The 20,955-nt window shown below is 62.8% G+C and carries 19 protein-coding genes; 6 read left to right on the forward strand and 13 right to left on the reverse strand.

What is annotated here, in order from left to right:
- The first annotated feature begins 15 nt into the window (after window positions 1-15).
- Window positions 16-1,005 (forward strand): PQQ-dependent catabolism-associated beta-propeller protein, encoded by a 990-nt coding sequence (locus GL4_RS06615; RefSeq protein ID WP_045365867.1) that lies wholly within the window; start codon window positions 16-18, stop codon window positions 1,003-1,005.
- Window positions 1,006-1,111: 106 nt separating this feature from the next.
- On the opposite strand, the gene GL4_RS06620 is transcribed toward GL4_RS06615, so the two are convergent.
- From GL4_RS06620 to GL4_RS06645, 6 genes are all read right to left on the reverse strand, one after another.
- Window positions 1,112-1,357 (reverse strand): formate dehydrogenase subunit delta, encoded by a 246-nt coding sequence (locus tag GL4_RS06620; RefSeq protein WP_045365870.1) that lies wholly within the window; start codon window positions 1,355-1,357, stop codon window positions 1,112-1,114.
- Between the two features lie 42 nt (window positions 1,358-1,399).
- Window positions 1,400-4,246: a formate dehydrogenase subunit alpha gene (gene fdhF, locus GL4_RS06625; protein ID WP_045365873.1), complete on the reverse strand. Its 2,847-nt coding sequence runs from the start codon at window positions 4,244-4,246 to the stop codon at window positions 1,400-1,402.
- A 10-nt stretch (window positions 4,247-4,256) separates the two neighbouring features.
- On the reverse strand, window positions 4,257-5,813 hold the full coding sequence (locus GL4_RS06630; protein WP_045365874.1) for a formate dehydrogenase beta subunit: 1,557 nt from the start codon (window positions 5,811-5,813) through the stop codon (window positions 4,257-4,259).
- The gene (locus GL4_RS06635) at window positions 5,810-6,283 is read right to left on the reverse strand and encodes a formate dehydrogenase subunit gamma (RefSeq protein WP_045365878.1); all 474 of its coding nucleotides are present in this window, start codon (window positions 6,281-6,283) and stop codon (window positions 5,810-5,812) included. Before GL4_RS06635 ends, GL4_RS06630 begins: the two co-directional genes overlap by 4 nt.
- A gap of 150 nt (window positions 6,284-6,433) precedes the next feature.
- Window positions 6,434-7,366: a LysR family transcriptional regulator gene (locus GL4_RS06640; RefSeq protein WP_045365880.1), complete on the reverse strand. Its 933-nt coding sequence runs from the start codon at window positions 7,364-7,366 to the stop codon at window positions 6,434-6,436.
- Between the two features lie 92 nt (window positions 7,367-7,458).
- Window positions 7,459-7,917, reverse strand: a complete 459-nt coding sequence (locus GL4_RS06645) for a c-type cytochrome (RefSeq protein ID WP_052464199.1) — start codon at window positions 7,915-7,917, stop codon at window positions 7,459-7,461.
- 322 nt (window positions 7,918-8,239) lie between these two features.
- On the opposite strand from GL4_RS06645, the gene glk reads away from it, so the two are divergent.
- Window positions 8,240-9,214 carry a glucokinase gene (gene glk, locus GL4_RS06650; RefSeq protein WP_045369661.1) on the forward strand — a complete coding sequence of 325 codons (975 nt, stop codon included), beginning with the start codon at window positions 8,240-8,242 and terminating at the stop codon, window positions 9,212-9,214.
- A gap of 2 nt (window positions 9,215-9,216) precedes the next feature.
- Here the strand turns inward: glk and bla are convergent, their stop codons facing one another.
- Together bla and GL4_RS06660 are read right to left on the reverse strand one after the other, a co-directional pair.
- A complete protein-coding gene (gene bla / locus GL4_RS06655) occupies window positions 9,217-10,098 on the reverse strand; it encodes a class A beta-lactamase (RefSeq protein ID WP_045365883.1) in 882 nt (293 codons plus the stop codon).
- A 60-nt stretch (window positions 10,099-10,158) separates the two neighbouring features.
- Window positions 10,159-10,623 carry a cupin domain-containing protein gene (locus GL4_RS06660; RefSeq protein WP_045369663.1) on the reverse strand — a complete coding sequence of 155 codons (465 nt, stop codon included), beginning with the start codon at window positions 10,621-10,623 and terminating at the stop codon, window positions 10,159-10,161.
- Between the two features lie 173 nt (window positions 10,624-10,796).
- Here GL4_RS06660 and GL4_RS06665 point away from each other — a divergent pair, with 173 nt between their 5' ends.
- Window positions 10,797-11,783, forward strand: coding sequence for a helix-turn-helix domain-containing protein (locus GL4_RS06665; protein WP_045365886.1), 987 nt, complete (start codon window positions 10,797-10,799; stop codon window positions 11,781-11,783).
- A 37-nt stretch (window positions 11,784-11,820) separates the two neighbouring features.
- On the opposite strand, the gene greA is transcribed toward GL4_RS06665, so the two are convergent.
- From greA to carA, 3 genes are all read right to left on the reverse strand, one after another.
- The gene (greA, locus tag GL4_RS06670) at window positions 11,821-12,294 is read right to left on the reverse strand and encodes a transcription elongation factor GreA (RefSeq protein WP_045365889.1); all 474 of its coding nucleotides are present in this window, start codon (window positions 12,292-12,294) and stop codon (window positions 11,821-11,823) included.
- A 124-nt stretch (window positions 12,295-12,418) separates the two neighbouring features.
- Window positions 12,419-15,826, reverse strand: coding sequence for a carbamoyl-phosphate synthase large subunit (carB, locus tag GL4_RS06675; protein WP_045365892.1), 3,408 nt, complete (start codon window positions 15,824-15,826; stop codon window positions 12,419-12,421).
- Between the two features lie 13 nt (window positions 15,827-15,839).
- A complete protein-coding gene (carA, locus tag GL4_RS06680; protein ID WP_082025534.1) occupies window positions 15,840-17,087 on the reverse strand; it encodes a glutamine-hydrolyzing carbamoyl-phosphate synthase small subunit in 1,248 nt (415 codons plus the stop codon).
- A gap of 282 nt (window positions 17,088-17,369) precedes the next feature.
- Between carA and GL4_RS06685 the strand changes: the two genes are divergently transcribed.
- The 3 genes from GL4_RS06685 (at window position 17,370) to GL4_RS06695 (ending at window position 19,264) form a co-directional block, all read left to right on the forward strand.
- A complete protein-coding gene (locus tag GL4_RS06685) occupies window positions 17,370-17,819 on the forward strand; it encodes a GatB/YqeY domain-containing protein (RefSeq protein WP_045365895.1) in 450 nt (149 codons plus the stop codon).
- A 477-nt stretch (window positions 17,820-18,296) separates the two neighbouring features.
- Complete coding sequence (locus GL4_RS06690; protein WP_156137418.1) at window positions 18,297-18,692, forward strand: hypothetical protein; 396 nt, start codon at window positions 18,297-18,299, stop codon at window positions 18,690-18,692.
- A gap of 170 nt (window positions 18,693-18,862) precedes the next feature.
- A complete protein-coding gene (locus GL4_RS06695) occupies window positions 18,863-19,264 on the forward strand; it encodes a hypothetical protein (protein WP_156137419.1) in 402 nt (133 codons plus the stop codon).
- Between the two features lie 100 nt (window positions 19,265-19,364).
- Here the strand turns inward: GL4_RS06695 and GL4_RS06700 are convergent, their stop codons facing one another.
- Window positions 19,365-19,634: a hypothetical protein gene (locus GL4_RS06700; RefSeq protein WP_045365903.1), complete on the reverse strand. Its 270-nt coding sequence runs from the start codon at window positions 19,632-19,634 to the stop codon at window positions 19,365-19,367.
- A 93-nt stretch (window positions 19,635-19,727) separates the two neighbouring features.
- A complete protein-coding gene (locus GL4_RS06705) occupies window positions 19,728-20,921 on the reverse strand; it encodes a D-alanyl-D-alanine carboxypeptidase/D-alanyl-D-alanine-endopeptidase (protein ID WP_052464201.1) in 1,194 nt (397 codons plus the stop codon).
- Window positions 20,922-20,955 lie beyond the last annotated feature (34 nt).

Raw genomic sequence — 20,955 nt, forward strand, 5'->3', positions numbered from 1 at the left:
CGCAAAGGGTACCCAATGACACGCATCGGCCTTGCAACTGTTTGTGCGACGGCGTTTGTTCTCGCCGCCGCTCCGCTGGCTCACGCCGAGACGATTTTCGTCTCAAACGAGAAGGACAACACCATCACCGTCATCGACGGGGACACGATGGAGACCATCGATACGATCGAGACGGCGCGCCGCCCGCGCGGAATCATGCTGAGCCCGGACAACAAGGAGCTGTTCGTGGCGGCGGGCGACGGCGACATCATTGACGTCATCGACACGAAAACGCTGAAGATCACGCGGCAGCTGGAAAGTGGTCCCGATCCGGAGCTGATGGATATCGATCCCGACGGAAAGATCATCTACATCGCCAACGAAGACGACAGCATGGTCACGATCATGGATATCGCCAGCGGCGACGTTCTGTCGGAAGTGCCAGTGGGTGTCGAGCCGGAAGGCATGGCGGTCAGCCCCGACAACAAATACACCGCGGCGACCTCCGAGAGCACCAGCATGGCGCATATCATCGATAACGAAACGCACCAGCTCATCGCCAACGTGCTGGTCGACTCTCGGCCTCGCGAAGCGAAGTGGACGAAGGATGGCAAGGAGTTGTGGGTGTCGTCCGAGATCGGCGGCACGGTCGCCGTCATCGATCCTTCGACTTGGGAGGTCGTGAAGAAGATTCGCTTCGAAGTGCCGGGCGTACGCCCCGAGCAGCTTCAGCCGGTGGGCATGGACTTCGTCAAGGACGACTCGCTCATCATGGTGCCGCTCGGTCCGTCCAATCGCGTCGCCGTCATCGACACCGCCAAGAAGGAAGTGGTGGATTACATCCTCGTGGGTCAGCGTCCTTGGCACGGCGAGACCAGCGCGGACGGCAAGAGATACTATGTGGCCAATGGCCTGACGAACGACATGACGGTCATCGATCTCGACTCGCTGAAAGCGGTCAAGTCCGTGCCCGTCGGACGTCTGCCCTGGGGCGTGGCCGTGATGCCCGGCAAGCCTGGCGCCTAGCGCTCACGCGAAAATTCGAAGTTGGAATCGGCGGCCGCCCCATCGTCGGGAGCGGCCGTTTCTTTTGCGTGCCAGCGAGGCACCGGCCGGCGCGCCGCCGTGCCGCTTAGGTGCCCTGGAAGCTGGTCTCGGCGGGCTTCTTCGCCTCTTTCAGATGAAGGATCGCCTCTTTCACGTAAGGATCGAGGCCGTCTCCGCCTTGGTCTAGATAGGCGAAGATCGCCTCGCGCATACGCGGGTCCCAAAACTTCTTGATGTGGCCGGCGATCCCCGGAACGATTTCGTCCTTCTTCTGATACTGGAAGAACTTACCGATCTGGTTCGCCATGTAGACGAGATTCTCGGGCTTCATAGACGCAAGGCTCTCCGTGATGCGAGGCGAGGGGGCGCAGGGCTACTCCGCCGCCACCAAAGGTTCGGCGATACGACGTGCTGCCTTCGACAGCTCCTCGTACTCCTCCTGCCACTCGGACGGCCCGTTGGAGGCTGAGACCTGCACGGCCGTCACCTTGTACTCGGGGCAGTTGGTGGCCCAGTCGGAGAACTCGGTCGTCACCACATTCACCTGTGTCGTCGGGTGATGGAACGTGGTGTAGACGACGCCGGGCGCCACGCGTTCGGTGATCAGCGCCCGCAAGGTCGTTTCGCCGGTACGGCTGGCGATCTTCACCCAATCGCCGTCGCGAACGCCGCGGTTCTCGGCATCGAAGGGATGGATCTCAAGAACATCCTGATCGTGCCAGACGACGTTCTCGGTACGCCGTGTCTGGGCGCCCACATTGTACTGGGACAGGATGCGGCCCGTCGTCAGCAAGAGCGGGAAGCGCGGGCCGGTCTTCTCGTCCGTCGCCACGTATTCGGTGACCACAAACTTGCCCTTGCCGCGTGTGAAGGTCTCCGTGTGCATGACCGGGGTGCCTTCCGGCGCCTCGTCGTTGCAGGGCCACTGCACGGATCCCAGCTCGTCGAGCTTCTCGTAAGAGACGCCCGTGAAGGTCGGCGTCAGGCGCGCGATCTCGTCCATGATCTGGGCCGGATGATCGTAATGCATTGGATAGCCCAGAGCATTGGACAGCATCTGGGTGATCTCCCAGTCCTCGTAGCCGTTCATCGGCGCCATCACCTTGCGCACACGCTGGATGCGGCGCTCGGCGTTGGTGAACGTTCCGTTCTTCTCGAGGAACGTCGAACCGGGGAGGAACACATGAGCGTAGTTGGCGGTCTCGACCAGGAACAGATCTTGGACCACCACGCATTCCATCGCGGCGAGGCCGGCGGCCATGTGCTGCGTGTTCGGGTCGGACTGAAGGATGTCCTCACCCTGGATGTAGATGCCCTTGAACGAGCCATCGAGCGCGGCGTCGATCATGTTGGGGATACGCAGACCGGGCTCATCGAGCAGCGGACGGCCCCAGAGGGACTCGAACAGCTCCATCGTCGCCGTGTCGGAGACGTGGCGATAACCGGGTAGCTCGTGCGGGAAGGAGCCCATGTCGCAGGAGCCCTGCACGTTGTTCTGACCGCGGAGCGGGTTCACGCCCACGCCTTTGCGGCCGATATTGCCCGTCGCCATGGCGAGGTTGGCGATAGCCATGACCGTCGTGGAGCCCTGGCTGTGCTCGGTGACGCCGAGCCCGTAATAGATGGCTGCGTTGCCACCCGTGGCGTAGAGCCGGGCGGCCTTCCGGATCAGGTCGGCGGGAACGCCGGAGATCTTCTCGACCTCTTCGGGCGAGTGGCGCGGATCGGCGACAAACCGGGCCCAGTCCTGGAACTCGTCCCACTCGCAGCGCTCGCGGACGAAGTCCTCGTTCACGAGGCCTTCGGTGACGATGACATGGCCCAGAGCCGTCACGACGGCGACGTTCGTGCCGGGCCTCAGAGGCAGATGGTAGTCGGCCATCACGTTAGGCGACTTCACCAGGTCGGTCTTTCGCGGATCGATGACGATCAGCTTTGCACCCTGGCGCAGGCGCTTCTTCATGCGCGAGGCGAAGACCGGATGGCCGTCGGTCGGGTTGGCGCCGATGACCAGGATTACGTCGGTCTCCTCGACGGAGTCGAAGTCCTGCGTGCCGGCGCTTTCGCCGTAGGTCGTCTTCAGACCATAGCCGGTCGGAGAGTGGCAAACGCGAGCGCAGGTATCGACATTGTTGTTGCCGAAGCCGGCGCGGATCAGCTTCTGCACCAGAAAGGTCTCTTCGTTGGTGCAGCGCGACGAGGTGATGCCGCCGACCGAGCTCTTGCCGTACTTGGCCTGGATGCGTTTGAACTCAGACGCGGTGTATTGAATAGCTTCTTCCCAAGAAACCTCGCGCCACGGATCGGTAATCTTCTCGCGGATCATCGGCTTGGTGATGCGGTCCTTGTGGTGCGCGTATCCGTAGGCGAAGCGTCCCTTCACGCAGGAATGGCCGCGATTGGCCTTACCTTCCTTCTGGGGGATCATGCGTACGAGTTCGTCGCCGCGCATCTCAGCCCGGAACGAGCAGCCCACGCCGCAATAGGCACAGGTCGTCACGGTGGCCGTATCGGGCGTGCCGATGTCGATCACGGATTTCTCGTTGAGCGTCGCAGTCGGGCAGGCCTGCACGCAAGCGCCGCAGGACACGCACTCGGAGTCCAAGAAGCTCTCTTCCATCGACGGCGAGACGACCGACTTGAAGCCGCGATTGGCGATCGTCAGTGCGAACGTGCCTTGCACTTCCTCGCACGCGCGCACGCAGCGGGAGCAGACAATGCACTTGGCCGGTTCGTACGTGAAATAGGGGTTGGAGTCGTCGATGCCCGGATTGGGATGCTTCTTGCCGTCATAGCCGTAGCGCACATCGCGCAGGCCCACGGCGCCGGCCATGTCCTGCAGCTCGCAATCGCCGTTGGCGGAACAAGTCAGACAGTCAAGCGGATGCTCCGAAATGTAGAGCTCCATCACGCCCTTGCGGAGCCGCTTCAGCCGGTCGGTTTGTGTCTTGACCACCATGCCCTCGCCGACAGGCGTGGTGCACGAAGCGGGCGTGCCGTTCCGGCCTTCGATCTCGATGAGGCAGAGCCGGCAGGATCCATAAGAGTCCAGCATGTCCGTGGCGCAGAGCTTGGGGATTTGAGTCCCCAACTCCATTGCCGCCCGCATGATGGACGTTCCTTCCGGGACCGTAACCTCGGTGCCGTCGATGGTCAGCGTGACGAGCTTCTCTGACTTCGATTGTGGTGTTCCGTAGTCGGTTTCCGGATTCAATGGCATCGAATTTTCCTCACTCAGCGGCCTCGAGGCGCTTCTTGTCGGCGCCGAAATCTTCAGGGAAATGGGTTAGCGCGCTCATCACGGGGTAAGGGGCAAAACCTCCGAGAGCGCAGAGGGAGCCCAACTTCATCGTGTTGCAGAGATCTTCGAGGATCTCCAGGTTCTCGGCACGGTTCTCGTTGGCGACGATCCTGTCGATCACTTCCATGCCGCGGGCGGAACCGATCCGGCAAGGGGTGCACTTCCCGCAAGATTCGATCGCGCAGAATTCCATGGCGAAGTGTGCCTGTTTCGCCATGTCGACAGTGTCGTCGAAAACGACGATGCCGCCGTGGCCGATTAAGCCGTCGCGGGCCGCGAAGGCCTCATAGTCGAATGGCGTGTCGAAAAGTTCGCGGGGGAAATAGGCCCCAAGCGGGCCGCCCACTTGAACCGCGCGAACTGGGCGGCCGGAATAGGTGCCGCCGCCGATGTCGTCGACAAGCTGGCCGAGCGTCACGCCGAAGGCCGTTTCGTAAAGGCCGCCGTGCTTGATGTTGCCGGCAAGTTGGATCGGCATGGTGCCGCGGGACTTGCCCATGCCGAAGTCGCGGTAGAACTCGCCGCCCTTGTCCATGATGATCGGGACAGTCGCGAGCGATATGACGTTGTTGATGATGGTCGGCTGACCGAACAGGCCGATATGCGCCGGAAGCGGCGGCTTGGCGCGCACCTCGCCGCGTTTGCCTTCCAGGCTGTCGAGCAGGGAGGTCTCCTCGCCGCAGACATAGGCGCCCGCGCCGTCGCGAACTTCCATGTCGAATGCGAAGCCCGACCCGGCCACGTTGTCGCCCAGCAGGCCCGCTTCGCGAGCCGCGTCGATGGCGGCGCGCAAGGCGACACTCGAATGGGGATACTCGGACCGCAGGTAGATGTAGCCGTAGGTCGCGCCCACTGCGATGCCGGCGATCGTCATGCCCTCGATGAGCACGAAGGGATCGCCCTCCATGATCATGCGGTCGGCGAACGTGCCACTATCGCCTTCGTCGGCGTTGCAGACGATATATTTCTGCTGAGGCGGCGTGTCGGCGACCGTGCGCCACTTGATTCCGGTGGGAAACCCTGCGCCGCCACGGCCGCGAAGGCCGGACGTCAGTACTTCCTCAATAATGCCGTCGGGACCGGCTTCGAGGGCCTTTTTCAGGCCGGCGTAGCCGCCATGAGCCTTGTAGTCCTCAAGAGAGCGCGGATCGGTCGTGCCGACCCGGGCGAAGGTCAGGCGGGTCTGGTTCTTGAACCAGGGATACTCCTCCACGACGCCGATGCATTTCTCGTGGGGCTTGCCCTCGAGAATGCCGGCCTCGATGAGGTCGTCGACCTTGGAAGCCCTAACGGGGCCGTAACCGACGCGGCCCTGGTCCGTTTCCACTTCGACCAAGGGCTCCAGCCAGTACATGCCGCGTGATCCGTTTCGCACGATCTCGATATCGAGCCCGCGCTCTTCGGCCGCCTTTTCGAAGCGTTTGACGACGGCCTCGGCCCCAAGGGCCAACGCGCCGGAATCGCGGGAAATATAGATACGGATCACGCCTGCGCCTCCTTGAGCAGCTCATCCAGCCGCTCTTCGTCGAGCCCCGCGTAGACATCCTTGTCCAGCATGGCGGCGGGGGAGGAATGACACAGTCCGAGGCAGTATACGGGCTCGAGGGTCACGCGGGCGTCGGCTGTGGTGCCGCCCATCTCCACACCGAGCTTTTCCTTCGCGCGCTTCTCCAACGCACGCACGCCGGCGGCTTGGCAGGATTCCGCGAGGCAAATCTTGAGGACACGGCGTCCCGGCGGCTCGCGCCTGTAATCGTGATAAAATGTCACGCAGCCATGGACTTCGGCTCGTGTAATATTTAGCGCATCGGCAATTAAGGGTTCCGCTTCAAGCGGCACGCAACCGAAAACCTCCTGCAAAGCATGGAGGATAGGAAGCGTCGCACCCTTTTGATCTTGATGTTGCGCAATGATCTCGATTGCGCGCTCAGACGTCCATTTTTCGTATTTTTGCATTGCCCGGGAACACTCTTTCAGCCGGGGTGAAAATGGACAGTTATTTCTGTGAAATCAATAAAGCAAAGCCGTTGGGGGATCGGGATTCCTGATTGATCCGACAGGAATCTGCCATGGTTTCAGGCGCTACCAGATTGGGCCCATCGGTCGCTAGGCGTCCGCGCTCTCCGGCGGCGACTTGATCGCCGCAATACCCTCTAGGACTGGCGCAAGTTGCTTGGCCTCCGCCACAAGCGCGCTGATCAGCGGGGTCAGCGGATTGCGGTGCGGCACGACCAGCCCGATCGAGTGCGTCACGACGGGATCGACAATCGGGATGGCGCGGACGTTCTTGGTGACGCCCAGCACTTCCGCCAGCCGCGAGGGCATGACGCTGGTCCATTTGCCGGTCCGAACATGCGCGATGAGGACGATGACGGAGTCCGATTCCAGCCTCGGTTCCACTTCGGCGCCGACCTCGGCCAGCTGGGCGTCGATGATGCGGCGGTTCTGCATGTCGGGCGTCAGCAGGCAGAGCGGCATCTGCCCCACCTCATGCCACGTGACGCTTTCCCGGTCCGCCAGCGGTCCCTCGCTGGAAGCGAGCAGGCGGTAGTACTCGGTATAGAGCGGTACGGATTGCACCCGGCCCAGCGGTTCGTTGTCGAGATATGTCAGCCCGGCGTCGATCTCCAGATTCTCCAGCATGCTCAAGACCTCGATGGAGGTCCTGGAGTGGATAGTGAAGCGCACATCCGGATGGTTCGACTGGTATGGGGTGGTCAACATGGCCACGATGGGCAGCGCCGTCGGGATGGCCGCCATCCGCAAATGTCCCGCAAGTCCATGTTTTAGCGCATCAATTTCCTGGCGCATGGCGCGCGTGTCGGAAACGATTCGCCGCGCCCAGTCCAGCACGCGCTCGCCTTCCGGCGTGAACCCGCGAAAGCGCGAGCCGCGTTCCACCAAAAGCACCCCGAGCGTGTCCTCGAGCTGCTTGATTCCGGCCGAGAAAGTCGGCTGACTCACGCCGCAGCTTTCGGCGGCGTGACCGAAATGGCGCTCTCGCGAGAGCGTGATGAGGAATTCAAGCTTGTCGATCATGCCGTGCCCGCGGGCGGTCTCAGTATTCGTTTGGCAGCCGACTCCGATACTGGAGGCAGCATGCCGCCACGGCAACCTTTGAAGTGGCTGGCCTAGTCCTTCTTCTCCGCCCGGAAGGTCTTGTGACAGGTCTTGCACGCGTCAATGACGTCCTTGAATTTGGCCTTCCATTCCGGGGACTCACTCGACACCGACTCTTCCAGCGCTGCCGCAGCCGACGCCAGATTCTCGATATCCGTCGTGAACTCCGCCCACTGGGTCCATACCTCAGGCTTCGCCTCGCTAGGGTGACCGCCAGACCCTTCCGGGAAGAGCCCCTGAATCCTGGCCGAGGTGTCCTCGATTTCCTTGGCTGCGGCGGTTGCCTTGGCGGCATCGAATGGCGTCTGGCCCTTTGCCATGGCGCCAAGAACCTTCATGGCATCCTTCTGGGTTTCCATGAGGTCCATACGTTCCTTGACGACGCCCGTTGCCTCTTCGTGGGCGAACAGTGTGGCCGGTGTGAGAAGCAACGTGCCTACGGCAGCGAGCTGGACAAGCTTGAATTTCATCAGTGTCTCCCGAGCAGTCGATATGAGCTTGGCGCATTTGGACAACAGTCAGGCTCTAGTGTGTTCATCCCGTCTTACGGCGTCCCTAACGCGAACCTGATCCTAGACTACGGAAGCCATGGAGCCTCAGAAAGACGGTTCCCGCTCACGCTCGTGTGATCCCTGCTACGTTCCACAGCTTGGGACCCGAAAAAGCCCGGGCCGAGGGAGAAGTAGTCGCAGGACGGCGCCAAATCGGCTAACACGAGGGCCGCGATTTTCGCGGCCGCCGCCTCTGAGATTTGAGGTGGAGGTTAGGGGTTTGATGCCGGGGGCCGATGCCATGACGACAGACATTCCAGCGTACGCAGTTGTCGCCGATATCGGCGGTACGAATGCGCGCTTTGCGATCGCCGATCTCGCCTCGCTTGAGCTCTTGGACATCCGGACTTTTCCCACCGCCGAGCACGCGACTCTTGCGGGCGCCATGCGCACTTATCTCGAGGATGCGCCGCAGAAGGTCGCCCATGCAGGCTTGGCCGTGGCGGCGCCTCTGCTGGAAGACACCGTCAAATTCACTAACGCGACCTGGACGTTCAAGCGAAGCACGCTCGCCCAGGAGGCCGGGCTGGACGCGGCGTATGTGTTCAACGATTTCGAGGCTCAGGCCTACGCGCTTCCCGTGTTGACGGCCGACGAGCTTCATCTGCTCCACGGCGGAACCGCCATCGAGAAGGCGCCCAAAGTGGTCCTCGGCCCGGGAACGGGGCTAGGCGTTGCCAGCCTCGTCTGGTCGCCCGCTGGCTGGGTGCCGGTCGCGGGCGAGGGGGGGCATCAAACCTTCCCCGCGGAGAATGAGCGCGAACTCGCCATCCTCGAGCGCATGCGCAAAGGACTCGAGCGGCTGTCCGTGGAGCGCGCGCTGTCGGGCCCGGGCCTTGCCGATATCTACCGGGCGGTCGCCGCGTCCTACGGGTTCAGCGACGCGGAGCATACGCCGGCGGAGGTCGAGCAGCTTGCCATCGCCGGCGAGGACGACATGGCCGTCCAGGCCCTGGACTACTTCGTTAAGTGGCTGGCGCGGTTTGCCGGCGACATGGCGCTGGCCTTCGGTGCCCGCGGCGGGGTCTACATCGGCGGCGGGATCGCCCCCAAGATGCTGACCCGGTTGGAGCAAGCGGATTTCCGTGAGGAGTTCGAGCGCAAGGGGCGCATGAAGCCGTTCGTCGAGTCGATCCCGATCAACGTGGTCGTCAGCGACTATCCCGGCCTGAAAGGCGCGGCCGCGGGGCTGCGCACCAAACTCGCAAACGCTTGAGATCAGCTCGCCGCGGCGCCGATGGCGCGGCCCACATCGGCCAGTGCCTCATCCCGCGCGGCGGTATCGGCCTTCGAGCCGGTGAGATAGGCAGCGATCAGAATAGGCTCTCCGGCCTCCCCCCACGCAATGGCCACGTCGTTGCTCGTGCCGTGGGGGCCGGTTCCGGTGCGGTCGCCGACGCGCCATGTGGGCGGCAGCCCCGCCCTGAGGCGATCCTTCCCCGTCTCGTTGGCGACGAACCATTCGGTCAGACGGTCCCGCGACAGAGGTGACAGCGCGTCGCCGAGAAACAGCTTTTGAAGATTGCCCAGCATCGCTTCGGGCGTCGTGGTGTCGCGAAGTTCGCCAGGGCCAAACACGTTGGCGTCCGGTTCCATGCGGTCGATGCGCGTGACGGTGTCGCCCAGCGACCGCACATACGCCGTCGCCGCTTCCGGGCCCCCGAGGCTTTCGAGGAGGAGATTGGCGGCGGTGTTGTCGCTCCAGACCATCGCGGCTTCGCACAGTTCCGAGACCGTCATGGTGCCGCCGGCATTCTGCTGCGCGACGGGTGCGTAGGCGAGGATTGCGTCGGCGGGAACCGGCACTTCGCGTGAGAGCGTCTCGTCGCCTTCGTCGACCCGGTGCAGGACGGCAGCAACCGCGAGGAGCTTGAACGTGCTGCACATGGGAAAGCGTTCGCCGCCATGGCGCGCCGCCTTCAAGCCGGCGCCGGACACGGCGACGCCCAACCGCCCCCCAACTTTCTTTTCGATTTGAGCAAACTGACGGGCGAGATCATTGTCGGAGGCGTGGGCGAGGGGAACCGCTCCGGGACCTCGGACGAGGGCAAGCAGCGAGATGGCCGTAGCGCTCTGAGCGAACTGGCGGCGGGTGAGCATAAGCTTCGTCTAGCGGAGGAAAGCGACCGAAAAACGTCCGGCCGCTTTCCGAAAAACGACCTAGACCGGGTACGGCTCGTTGCACTTCTCGCCCGCCGCGCGCTGCTGCTCCAAAAGCGCCGAGAACTCCGGAATGCCGAACGTGGTTGCCACGCCGCCGTTCTCATCGAGGACCTCGTAGACGACGTCCTTCACGTTGCGGTTGGAGAAAAACACGATGACGTCCTCGTCGCCGCCGCCTTCCGTATGCGTCTCACCGGGGCCGGCGGACACGTAGCTGCCAACGGGACGGAGCTCCTTGATCTCGCCATTGGGGCGATAGATCCGCAACTCGCCCTGCAGCACCAGGGTCCGGTAGGGGACCATGTGGTTGTGCATGGCGATCTTCGAGTTGGCGTCGAACTTGAACAGCAGATCGACAGTGCCGTTCTCAACGTCTACCTCGCAGATGTGATAGGCGAGGTGGTCGATGCCATCGATCGTCCGCCAGTTGATATTGCTGTCGTCGAATCCCGTGCTGGGCATTGCATCCTCCTTTTTTGACTTCGCGTTATTGTCCGCCGCCGGAGGATCGAGTTTTTCGACCAACTTTTTGGCCAATCTTCCCATCGGCAGCGATGGCAAAGGACGGTAGAGTCCTGCGGGAAACCCACTTGCCATTTGGTGCCAAACGGACGGCGCCTTGAGGAAACGGGATCATGCGGAGCTACGCGCTCACCAAAGCGAGCACAGTCGGGCCGATCGCCGATATCGTGGCGGCGTCTGGCGGTTCGATCACGAAGGTCTTCCAAAAGGCGGAGCTGCCGCTCACGCTGTTGGAGCAGCCCCAGCGGCTGATCCTGCTGCGCGATCAGTTTCATCTCCTGGAGACCGCCGCCCGCACCATCGGCGATCACAGCCTCGCCGTTCGCCTCTCGACGGAAGCGGGGATACCGGGCCTGGGGGCCTATGGCGCCCACCTGATCACCCTGCCGACTCTGGGCGATGCGATCCTCGAAAGCAGCCGCTCTCTCGCCAGCCTCTTGCAGGGGGCGACCACCATCGCGCTGGCAGTCGAAGGGCGTTGGGCCCGATGGACCTATTGCGTCACGAAGAACTTGGGGCTCGGCCAGCAGAAGAACGAGATGCTAGCCATCGGCTACATGCTCGCCCTTCTCCGGCATTTCGCGGGGCCGAGATGGACACCCGACCGCGTGGAAGTCGCCGGCCGGTTTGACGGACGCCGGGAGATCGAACAGGTCGTTGCGTGCGACGCCATCAGTGGCGAGCGTGCAGGGGTCGTCTTCCCGGCGAGACTTCTGGAACTGACCAATCCGCGTCCGCCCAAAGAGCGCGAACCCGACTATCCGCCGGTGCCTGCCGAGACCGAGCTTACCGAGGTGGTCCGGCACGTCCTGCTCTTGCAGCTCGATCACGGAGAGGCCGGTATCGACAGCGTTGCCCGGCGCCTCGGTCTCTCGCGCCGAACGCTGCAGCGCCGCTTATCCGAACAGGGCGTAAGTTTCGAAGCGCTGGCCCAGCGAACCGTGCGCGATCGGGCTCGGAATCTCCTAACGGAGACCGGCACACCGATCACGGATATCGCATACGAGCTTGGCTACGCCGACCCCGCCCACTTCACCCGGGCATTCCGGCGCTGGACAGGCGAGACGCCGCAACAGTGGCGGCGCCGCTTGGCCCAGTAACGGTGTTCCGGAAGAGGGGCTATGCGCCGGCGCGAGCCTATTTGTACTCGACCTTGACGATCTCGTAGGACTTGCCGCCGCCGGGGGTCGAAACTTCGACCACGTCGTTCTTGCGCTTGCCCAGCAGGGCACGGGCGATCGGGGAGGTGATGGAGATCTTGCCTTCCTTCACGTTGCCCTCGATTTCGCCGACGATGCGGTACTTGACCTTGTCCTCGGTATCTTCGTCGATCAGCGTGACCGTCGCCCCGAACATGACCTGGTCGCCCTTGAGCTTGGACACATCAATGATGTCCGCGCGGGACAGCTTGTCCTCGAGATCGGCGATGCGCGCCTCCGTAATACCCTGCAGCTCCTTGGCGGCGTGGTATTCGGCGTTCTCGGACAGGTCCCCGTGCGAACGGGCTTCAGCGATCAATTTGATGATCCGCGGCCGCTCGGCGGTCTTGAGATTCTTGATCTCAGCCTCGAGGGACGTGTATCCCTCTGCGGTCATCGGCACCTTTTCCATGTCAGTTCAAACTCCTTAAGGGCGGGCCCCCTTTGACAATACTGTCAAGGAATTGACCCACGGAAGTCAAGAATCTGTTGATTTAGACCGTTTTCTAAAGCTTGCCGGTGGGCTCCGCGGAGCCTCATCCAACGTAGCTTTGCAGCGGCGCGACGGTCAGGTTGCCTGCTCGCAAGGCCCGAATGGCCTCAGTAGCGGCAAGCGCGCCGGCGAGCGTTGTATAGTAAGGAATGTGGTTCAGCAAGGCCGACCGGCGGATCGACATGGAGTCGGCCAGCGCCTTGGCGCCCTCGGTGGTGTTGAAGACGATGTCGATATCGCCGTTTGTGATGGCGTCGACGATGTGGGGGCGCCCCTCGAGGACCTTATTGACCCGCTCGCAGGCGATCCCGTGCGCGGCAAGATGGCGCTGGGTTCCCCGCGTGGCCACGATCTGGAACCCCATCTCGATCATGGTCCGCACCGGCGCGAGCAGCTTGTCCTTGTCGAGATCCTTCACGGAGACGAAGACGGTCCCCGACAGGGGCAGCTTGGCGCCGCCGCCGAGCTGACTCTTGGCGAAGGCCACGGCGTAGTCGCGGTCGAGCCCCATCACCTCGCCGGTTGAGCGCATCTCCGGTCCCAGCACCGGGTCCACGCCGGGGAACCGGGCGAAGGGGAATACGGCCTCTTTCACGGCAATATGGTCCAGCACCGCCGGGCTGAGGCCGAACGCACTGAGCGGTTTACCCGCCATGATCTCGGAGGCGATGCCGGCAATCGGCTTGCCGATGACCTTGGCCACGAACGGCACCGTGCGCGAGGCCCGTGGGTTGACCTCCAGGATGTAGATGTCGTCGTTCTGAATGGCGAACTGGATGTTCATCAGCCCGACCACGTTCAGCGCCTTGGCCAGCTCCCGGGCTTGCCGCTCGAGCTCCGCAACGATTGCCCGCTTCAAGGAATGGGGCGGGAGCGAGCACGCGCTGTCTCCGGAGTGCACGCCCGCTTCCTCGATGTGCTCCATGACGCCGCAGATGAAGACGCCGCGCCCGTCAGCCAGCGCGTCCACGTCTACTTCGATGGCATCGCGCAAATACGAGTCGAGCAGGACGGGGCTCTTGCCGGACACGACGACGGCCTCGGCGATGTAGCGCTCGAGTTGTGCTTCGTCGTGAACGATCTCCATGGCCCGGCCACCCAGCACATAGGAGGGGCGGATCACCACGGGGAAGCCGATCTGCTTGGCGATGGCGACCGCCTCTTCGGCCGAGCGTGCGATCCCGTTGTTCGGCTGCTTCAGGCCGAGCCGTTCGATCAGCGCCTTGAAGCGGTCGCGGTCTTCGGCGAGATCGATCGCGTCGGGCGACGTGCCGAGGATCGGAATCTGGGCGTCTTCGAGCGCCGCCGCCAGCTTCAGCGGGGTCTGGCCACCGAACTGGACGATCACGCCTTTTACGGCGCCGTTCGTCTGCTCCTTGCGGATGATCTCGATCACGTCTTCTTCCGTGAGCGGCTCGAAATAGAGCCGGTCCGACGTGTCGTAGTCCGTCGAGACGGTCTCGGGATTGCAGTTGACCATAATGGTCTCGAAACCGGCCGCCGACAGCGCGAACGCCGCGTGGCAGCAGCAATAATCGAACTCGATTCCCTGGCCAATCCGGTTCGGGCCACCGCCGAGAATGATGATCTTGTCCTTGGCCGTCGGCCGCGCTTCGCAGGAGTCGCCGCCCGCGAAACCCGTCTCGTAGGTCGAGTACATATAGGCCGTGGGCGAGGCGAACTCCGCCGCGCAGGTGTCGATGCGCTTGTAGACCGGGCGCACTTGGAGCGCATGCCGTGCGCTGCGGACGTCGGCGGGCGTCATGCCCGCGAGCGTGGCGAGCCGGTCATCCGAGAAGCCCATGGCTTTCAGCGCGCGGAACGCGCCTTGCGTTTGCGGCAGACCGTGTTCGCGGACACGTTCTTCCGTGTCGATGATGTCTTGAAGCTGCCGGATGAACCACGGGTCGATGCGGCAGCTGTCATAGATCTGCTCGTGATCCACCCCGAGACGCAGCGCTTGGGCCACTTTCAGCAGGCGGTCGGGCGTCGGCGTGCCGAGGGCTTCGCGGATCACGTTCTTGTCGTCGCCTTGCCCGAGCCCCTCGAAGTGGTACTCGTCCAACCCCGTCAGACCCGTCTCCAATGACCGCAGTGCTTTCTGCAGCGATTCAGGGAACGTCCGTCCGATGGCCATGGCCTCGCCGACCGACTTCATGGCCGTTGTGAGTGTCGGGGCGGAGCCCTGAAACTTCTCGAACGCGAAACGCGGAATCTTCGTCACCACGTAGTCGATCGTGGGTTCGAACGAGGCGGGAGTCGCCCCGCCGGTAATGTCGTTTTCGAGTTCGTCCAGCGTGTAGCCGACGGCGAGCTTGGCGGCGACCTTGGCGATCGGGAAGCCGGTCGCTTTCGACGCCAGCGCCGAGGAGCGCGACACGCGCGGGTTCATCTCGATGACGATCAGCCGTCCGTCGTCCGGGTTCACGGCGAACTGGACGTTCGACCCGCCCGTCTCGACGCCGATCTCGCGCAACACCGCGATCGAGGCGTCGCGCATGATCTGGTATTCTTTGTCCGTGAGCGTCAGCGCCGGCGCGACGGTGATCGAGTCGCCCGTGTGCACGCCCATCGGATCGATATTCTCGATGGAGCAGATGATGATGCAGTTGTCGTCCTTGTCGCGGACGACCTCCATCTCGTACTCCTTCCAGCCCAGAACCGATTCTTCGATCAGCACTTCGCAAGTGGGGGAGGCGTCGAGGCCGCGCTCGACGATCTCCAGGAACTCTTCGCGGTTATAGGCAACGCCGCCGCCGGTGCCGCCGAGCGTGAACGACGGGCGGATGATGGCGGGCAGGCCGACCTCCTGCATGGCCTCCAGGGCTTCGATCAAACCCTTTTCGACATAGCGCCGCCGGCGCTCGGATTCTTGCCGGGCCCAGTCCGCTTCGAAAGCGAGCATGGCTTCGGCGCGCGCATCCGGATCCCGGTACTCGGCCTCGATGCGCGCCACCTCAGCCTTGTAGGTCGCGCGGTCGGCGCGCTTCAGGGAGCCCGCATCGGCGAGGCGCGACTTGGGCGATTCGAGCCCGATCTTGTCCATCGCCTTGCGGAAGAGCTCGCGGTCTTCCGCTTTGTCGATGACGTCGGCCTTCGCGCCGATCATCTCGACGCCGTACTTCTCCAGGACGCCGGCGCTCTCGAGGCTGAGTGCGGTGTTGAGCGCCGTCTGGCCGCCCATGGTCGGCAACAGCGCATCGGGCCGTTCGCGCTCGATGATCCGCGCCACGAATTCGGGTGTGATCGGCTCGATATAAGTGGCGTCGGCCAGGTCCGGATCCGTCATGATCGTGGCCGGGTTCGAATTGACCAGGATGATCCGGTAGCCCTCGTCCTTCAGCGCCTTGCAGGCTTGGGTGCCCGAATAGTCGAACTCGCAGGCTTGGCCGATGACGATCGGACCGGCGCCGATGATCAGAATGGACTTTATGTCTTCGCGTTTGGGCATCGTTCGGGCCGGGCTATGAACTCTTCCGCGCGGCCATCAGCTCGACGAAGCGCGTGAAGAGGTAATGACTGTCTTGGGGGCCGGGCGAGGCCTCCGGATGGTACTGCACCGAGAACACGGGCTTGTCCTTGACCTTCAGCCCGGCGTTCGAGCCGTCGAACAAAGACGTATGCGTCTCGGCGACCGTGTCGGGCAGGCTTTCCCGCGTCACCGCGAAGCCGTGGTTCATCGAGGTGATCTCGACCTTGTGGGTCTCGAAATCCTTCACGGGGTGATTGGCGCCGTGGTGCCCCTGATGCATCTTGGCGGTCTCGGCCCCCAGCGCCCGGCCCAGCATTTGATGGCCAAGGCAGATGCCGAAGGTCGGGACGCCGCTGTCGATGATCTTCTCCAACTCGGGCACGGCGTATTCGCCGGTCGCCGCCGGATCGCCCGGGCCGTTCGAGACGAAAACGCCGTCGGGCCCGCGTGCCAGAATGGCCTCGGCGCTCGTGTCGGCCGGGACCACCGTGATCTTGCAGCCGACCTTAGCCAGCTCGCGCAGGATGTTGCGCTTGAGCCCGAAGTCGATGGCGACCACATGGAAGCGCGGGTGTTCCTGCCGGCCGTAGCCCTCTCCCCAGCGCCAGGATGTCTCGTCCCAGGTGTAGCTCTGTCCGCAGGTGACGTCCTTGGCGAGATCGAGGCCCACCATGCCGGACCAGGCAGCGGCCTCCCGTTTCAGCGCGTCGATGTCGAAGACGCCATCCGGGGAATGCGCGATCACCGCGTTCTGCATGCCGTTCTCGCGGATCAGCGCCGTCAGCGCCCGTGTGTCGACGCCGGTGATGGCGATGATGCCGCGCGCCTTGAGCCAGGAGTCCAGATCCTGCGCGGCGCGCCAATTGGACGGCGCAGTAATCGAGGTGCGCAGGACGCAGCCCTTCACGCCCGATGAAGCAGCGAGATTCGAGGTTTCGATGTCTTCGGTATTCGCGCCCACATTGCCGATATGGGGGAAGGTGAAGGTGATGATCTGCCCGGCATAGGAGGGATCGGTGAGGATTTCCTGGTAGCCGGTCATAGCCGTGTTGAAACAGACTTCTCCCACGGCGCTGCCGGTCGCGCCCGCGCCGCGTCCTTCGATCACGGTCCCGTTCGCCAGAACGAGCAGGGCCGTAGGCGCTTCGTCGGCCCAGGGCTGCGTACGAAGCTGCGTCCTTGCCGGCGTGGCATGCGTCGGCGCAGCCTCTGAGGGCGCTGTGTCGTGCTCGTCAGTCATCCGCGAATATCTATGTTCGGCCGGTGTCGGTGGTCGCCAAAACGACAGCTGCAAACGGTGGGGCGTTGCGCTCTGGTGAGTCAGGCGTGAGAACCACGATTTTTAAGGAGCGCGCGTCCTTAAGATGCGTTCTTTACGTCAGCTTTGTGATGGGGTCAATGCCGGGGTGTAAAATTTTTCTTGTGAAAACAATGCCTTAGATACGCAAATTCGCTTGCGTGTCCGGGCGCCGTCGATTAGGTTGGAAACTTCCTTCCAAAAGCAGCCCAACAATAGAGACAGATGCGCGAGACCATCACCGCCGCACTGAAAGACGCGACCAAAGCGCGTGACGCGCGCCGCGTCTCCACGCTTCGCCTTGTCAGCGCCGCCATCAAGGATCGCGACATCGCGGCCCGGACCGCCGGGGCCGGGCAGGCGACGGACGCCGAATTGCTGGAACTCTTCGCCAAGATGATCAAGCAACGCGAGGAGTCACAGAAGATCTATGCCGAGGCCGGGCGTACCGAGCTTGCCGACCAGGAAGGCGCCGAGGCCGACATCATTCGCGAGTTCCTGCCGAAACAATTGTCCGACGCGGACATGGCCAAGGCCATCGACGACGCGATCGCCGAGACCGGCGCCAGCGGCATGCGCGACATGGGCAAGGTCATGGGCGTGCTCAAAGACCGCTATGCGGGACAGATGGATTTCGGCAAGGCCAGCGGCGCGGTGAAGGCGAAGCTCGGCTAGACCGTCGATTTCCCTCAACGGCGACTGTTTCAAGCACGCGACCGCATTGCGGCGCATGACCGCACCGATGGCGCGCTCTGTGTCGTGACGTCGCGCATCTGCATCAGCGTCATCGTCAGTACTCTGATCGGCCATTGTGCAGGTGCACAAAAATGCGCGCCGACCACACAATGCAAACGCCTCTTGGCCACACTGAAACCGCATTGCGTTAACGCTTCCGTCACACCTGCGCGAAGCCGAAACGAATAGCTCATCTCGATCGGGTTTCCTGATCGAGTCATAGAAAAATGCCTGTTAAATCAGCAGGTTTTTCAATCCGAAAAGCTGATCGAGTCATCGGGAAAGTCGTGCGGCAGCCGGCCACGCGGCAGTATGTCATTGCGCTGCACCATAGACATGACGCGATGCAACAATATCTATGAGTGCAACGGGGCGCGGAATCAGTTCGCGTCCGAATTTGAGATTGGAGGCCTACCGATGTTGAAGAACATCCTTCCTATTGCAGCCGCTGGTGCACTGTCGCTGTTTGCGGCCACCGGCTTTGCTAGCGCCGACGACTCGCGTGTGACGAATCTTGGTCCTGTTGGACCATATCAGCCGATTCTCGCCAATGTCGGTGACTCGCGTCTTCTTGCTTACTACGAGCCCCAAGGGGGCAATTGTGCGGTGAGCGCTGTCATGTCAACGGCGGCGGCCGACGGTGCTGTCGACGCCAAGCGCGTGCGTGTGTCGCTGCACCCGGGTGAGCTCTTTCACCTCGATGGCGTGAGGAACGAGCGTGTGGTTTTTGCCTGCGCGCCCGATGCCAAGGCAATGACCATCCTCAACAAGGGTGAGGTCCTGACCCGGCAGGCTAGCAACGTCGTTTACTAAGCGTCTTTGACGCGAGCCCTTGCTGCTGCGAGCGGGCATCAAAGCCGGGCGGAACGTCGGTTCCGCCCGGTTTTATTTTGTCAGTTTCATTGCGCTACTTTCCCTTGTAGGCCGCCTTCAAGCAGGGCAGCATGCGCGCGGTTTTCACTGCAGAACAAAGGGACAATCTGATGAAACTTTTCAAGTTTGCGGCTGTGGTGCCGTTCGCGGCTCTAGCGCTCGCGTCTGTGCCCGCCCACGCGACGCCGAAATATGCGTGCGCCGTGCACGAGGTCTTCGAGTGCACCGCCGTTTCGGGTTGCAAGCGCATCACACACGAGACGGCCGGCATCCCTCCCATGCTGACGCTCAGCGTCAAAGAGAAGAACCTCTTCTCGGGCCTCTTTGGTGGCGGCGCTCTCTTGGAGCAGGGCGATGTCTATGACGACGAGAAGGTGCTGATCATGCGCGGGCGCAAGGGTCTTCAGACCTGGTCGGCCGTCGTCGAAAAGCCGTCCGGCAATATGTCCGGAACGATCGCGCAGGCCGGCCGCGCCTTCACGCAGTTCGGGACCTGCGTCGAAGCCAAATAAGCTTGGCGCGATCCGAATAGAACATGCGCGCCGCCGACGCGGCGTGCGGAACGAGGCCGGGGAACGATTGCTTTCCCGGCCTCTTTCTTTGCCATGCCGTCTAAGGCTCGTCGCGATCTGGATTGTGTCGCGCGGCTTTCCGTTCGCGCCGCTTCATCAGATAGAGCAGCGCGAAGACCCCGATCGCAAGGAGCAAGAGGCCACCGGCCCATGCCAGGGGCGTGCCGTAAGCATAGATGAGTCCGATGCCGATCGCGGGCGTGATGCTCGAGGCGACAACGTCCGGCAGATCGATATCGAGCATCCACCAGACGACGAGGGCGATCACGGCGAGGATTGCCAGCAATACGACCAGAGCAACGACCATCATCCCTTGTCCCCGAATCGTCGCAGCAAGGCGATTGTACACGTTCCAACCGTGGCTGAGGCGCGCATTGCTGCAGCCGCGGCCGCGCGGCGAAGGCTAGAGCCCTTGCTCGATGGCCTTGAGCACAGAATAGCGCAGCCGGCCGCCGCCCCTGAGGGCGATGACGAAACGCACGCGTCCATGATTGGCCGTGTCGGCGTAGCCGGCCAGAGTCCGGATCCCGGACATGGTGCCGGTCTTGTTCGTGCCGCCGTCGCGGCCTTGCATCAGTTCGGCGTAGGTCACGAATAGGTCAAGCACCTTGGCGAGCCCCTGTGCCGTGAAGCGGTTGCCGCGGCTGAGGCCGGAGCCTTCCTCCATATAAATGTCGTCCTGCAAACCATGCTGAGCCAACATCTCGTTCGCCACTTTGAGAGATTTTTCCAGGCTTACGGGACCGCCATAGCGCGCTGCGCCAATCTCCAAGAAAACTTGGTTGGCGATGTAGTTGTTGGAGCCGATCAGTAGCAAGTTGATGATGGCCGCGAGAGTTCGCGATTGCAGGTGCACGTAAACGGGTTGGAGGCCCGGAGGCACCGGCCCGATCGTGATCTTACCGTCCACCTTGCCGCCTGCCTGCTCGATAAACGCTTCGAGCAGTTCGCCCGCATAGAGCAGGCTGAGTTCGGGATCCTTCGCAAGGCTGATGCGGCCTCGGCCCTTGGGACCCCGCGCTTTGAACTGGCTGATGGCGAGCGGTGTAATCGGTGTCTGCTTCTCGCCGGAAACGACGGAGCTGCCGCGGCGCACGGCGTTGATCGTGTTGAAATTCACCGCCAATGCCGAGTTCAGCGCGTTGTACGAGCGGCTGTTGTTCTCAATACCGGGGATATCGACCTTCTCGGGATAGTAGCTTGGATCCAGCACCATGCCTGTAATCGGCTCGGGTCCGATCGCCGCTACGAGTTCCGGCGCCAGCAGTGCCAGCTCTTCGGAGACCAGCATCGGGTCACCGCCGCCCCGTACGTAGAGCACGCGATTCTCGTCGAGATAGAAATGCGTCTTGAAGCGATAATCCGGGCCCAAGACCTCCATCGCGAGCCACGCCGTCACGACTTTCGCGACGGAAGCCGGGACGAACGCCTTGTCGGCGTTCTGCTTGATGAGTTCGGTGCCTTGTTCGTCGATCACGTAGACGATGCCGTTGGGCGCCAGCGCTCGAACGCGCTCTTTCGCGCCTGCGAATGCAAGCGTAACAAGTCCTTGGGCGGGCACGAGAAAAAGGGCAAGGATCAGCAGACGGGACCACATGACAGCTCTCTTTTACAGGCCGACCGGACGAAAT

The organism is Methyloceanibacter caenitepidi (assembly GCF_000828475.1).
In the GTDB taxonomy this organism is placed as follows: domain Bacteria; phylum Pseudomonadota; class Alphaproteobacteria; order Rhizobiales; family Methyloligellaceae; genus Methyloceanibacter; species Methyloceanibacter caenitepidi.

What these genes read in the sequence shown, in the direction of transcription:
- GL4_RS06705 (WP_052464201.1), bottom strand. Translation starts at nt 20,921, where the DNA reads ATGTGGTCCCGTCTGCTGATCCTTGCCCTTTTTCTCGTGCCCGCCCAA.
- fdhF (WP_045365873.1), bottom strand. Translation starts at nt 4,246, where the DNA reads ATGCCATTGAATCCGGAAACCGACTACGGAACACCACAATCGAAGTCA.
- GL4_RS06700 (WP_045365903.1), bottom strand. Translation starts at nt 19,634, where the DNA reads ATGATGGTCGTTGCTCTGGTCGTATTGCTGGCAATCCTCGCCGTGATC.
- GL4_RS06640 (WP_045365880.1), bottom strand. Translation starts at nt 7,366, where the DNA reads ATGATCGACAAGCTTGAATTCCTCATCACGCTCTCGCGAGAGCGCCAT.
- GL4_RS06635 (WP_045365878.1), bottom strand. Translation starts at nt 6,283, where the DNA reads ATGCAAAAATACGAAAAATGGACGTCTGAGCGCGCAATCGAGATCATT.
- GL4_RS06685 (WP_045365895.1), top strand. Translation starts at nt 17,370, where the DNA reads ATGCGCGAGACCATCACCGCCGCACTGAAAGACGCGACCAAAGCGCGT.
- greA (WP_045365889.1), bottom strand. Translation starts at nt 12,294, where the DNA reads ATGGAAAAGGTGCCGATGACCGCAGAGGGATACACGTCCCTCGAGGCT.
- GL4_RS06620 (WP_045365870.1), bottom strand. Translation starts at nt 1,357, where the DNA reads ATGAAGCCCGAGAATCTCGTCTACATGGCGAACCAGATCGGTAAGTTC.
- GL4_RS06615 (WP_045365867.1), top strand. Translation starts at nt 16, where the DNA reads ATGACACGCATCGGCCTTGCAACTGTTTGTGCGACGGCGTTTGTTCTC.
- GL4_RS06665 (WP_045365886.1), top strand. Translation starts at nt 10,797, where the DNA reads ATGCGGAGCTACGCGCTCACCAAAGCGAGCACAGTCGGGCCGATCGCC.
- GL4_RS06690 (WP_156137418.1), top strand. Translation starts at nt 18,297, where the DNA reads ATGTTGAAGAACATCCTTCCTATTGCAGCCGCTGGTGCACTGTCGCTG.
- carB (WP_045365892.1), bottom strand. Translation starts at nt 15,826, where the DNA reads ATGCCCAAACGCGAAGACATAAAGTCCATTCTGATCATCGGCGCCGGT.
- GL4_RS06660 (WP_045369663.1), bottom strand. Translation starts at nt 10,623, where the DNA reads ATGCCCAGCACGGGATTCGACGACAGCAATATCAACTGGCGGACGATC.
- glk (WP_045369661.1), top strand. Translation starts at nt 8,240, where the DNA reads ATGACGACAGACATTCCAGCGTACGCAGTTGTCGCCGATATCGGCGGT.
- carA (WP_082025534.1), bottom strand. Translation starts at nt 17,087, where the DNA reads ATGACTGACGAGCACGACACAGCGCCCTCAGAGGCTGCGCCGACGCAT.
- GL4_RS06695 (WP_156137419.1), top strand. Translation starts at nt 18,863, where the DNA reads ATGAAACTTTTCAAGTTTGCGGCTGTGGTGCCGTTCGCGGCTCTAGCG.
- GL4_RS06645 (WP_052464199.1), bottom strand. Translation starts at nt 7,917, where the DNA reads ATGAAATTCAAGCTTGTCCAGCTCGCTGCCGTAGGCACGTTGCTTCTC.
- bla (WP_045365883.1), bottom strand. Translation starts at nt 10,098, where the DNA reads ATGCTCACCCGCCGCCAGTTCGCTCAGAGCGCTACGGCCATCTCGCTG.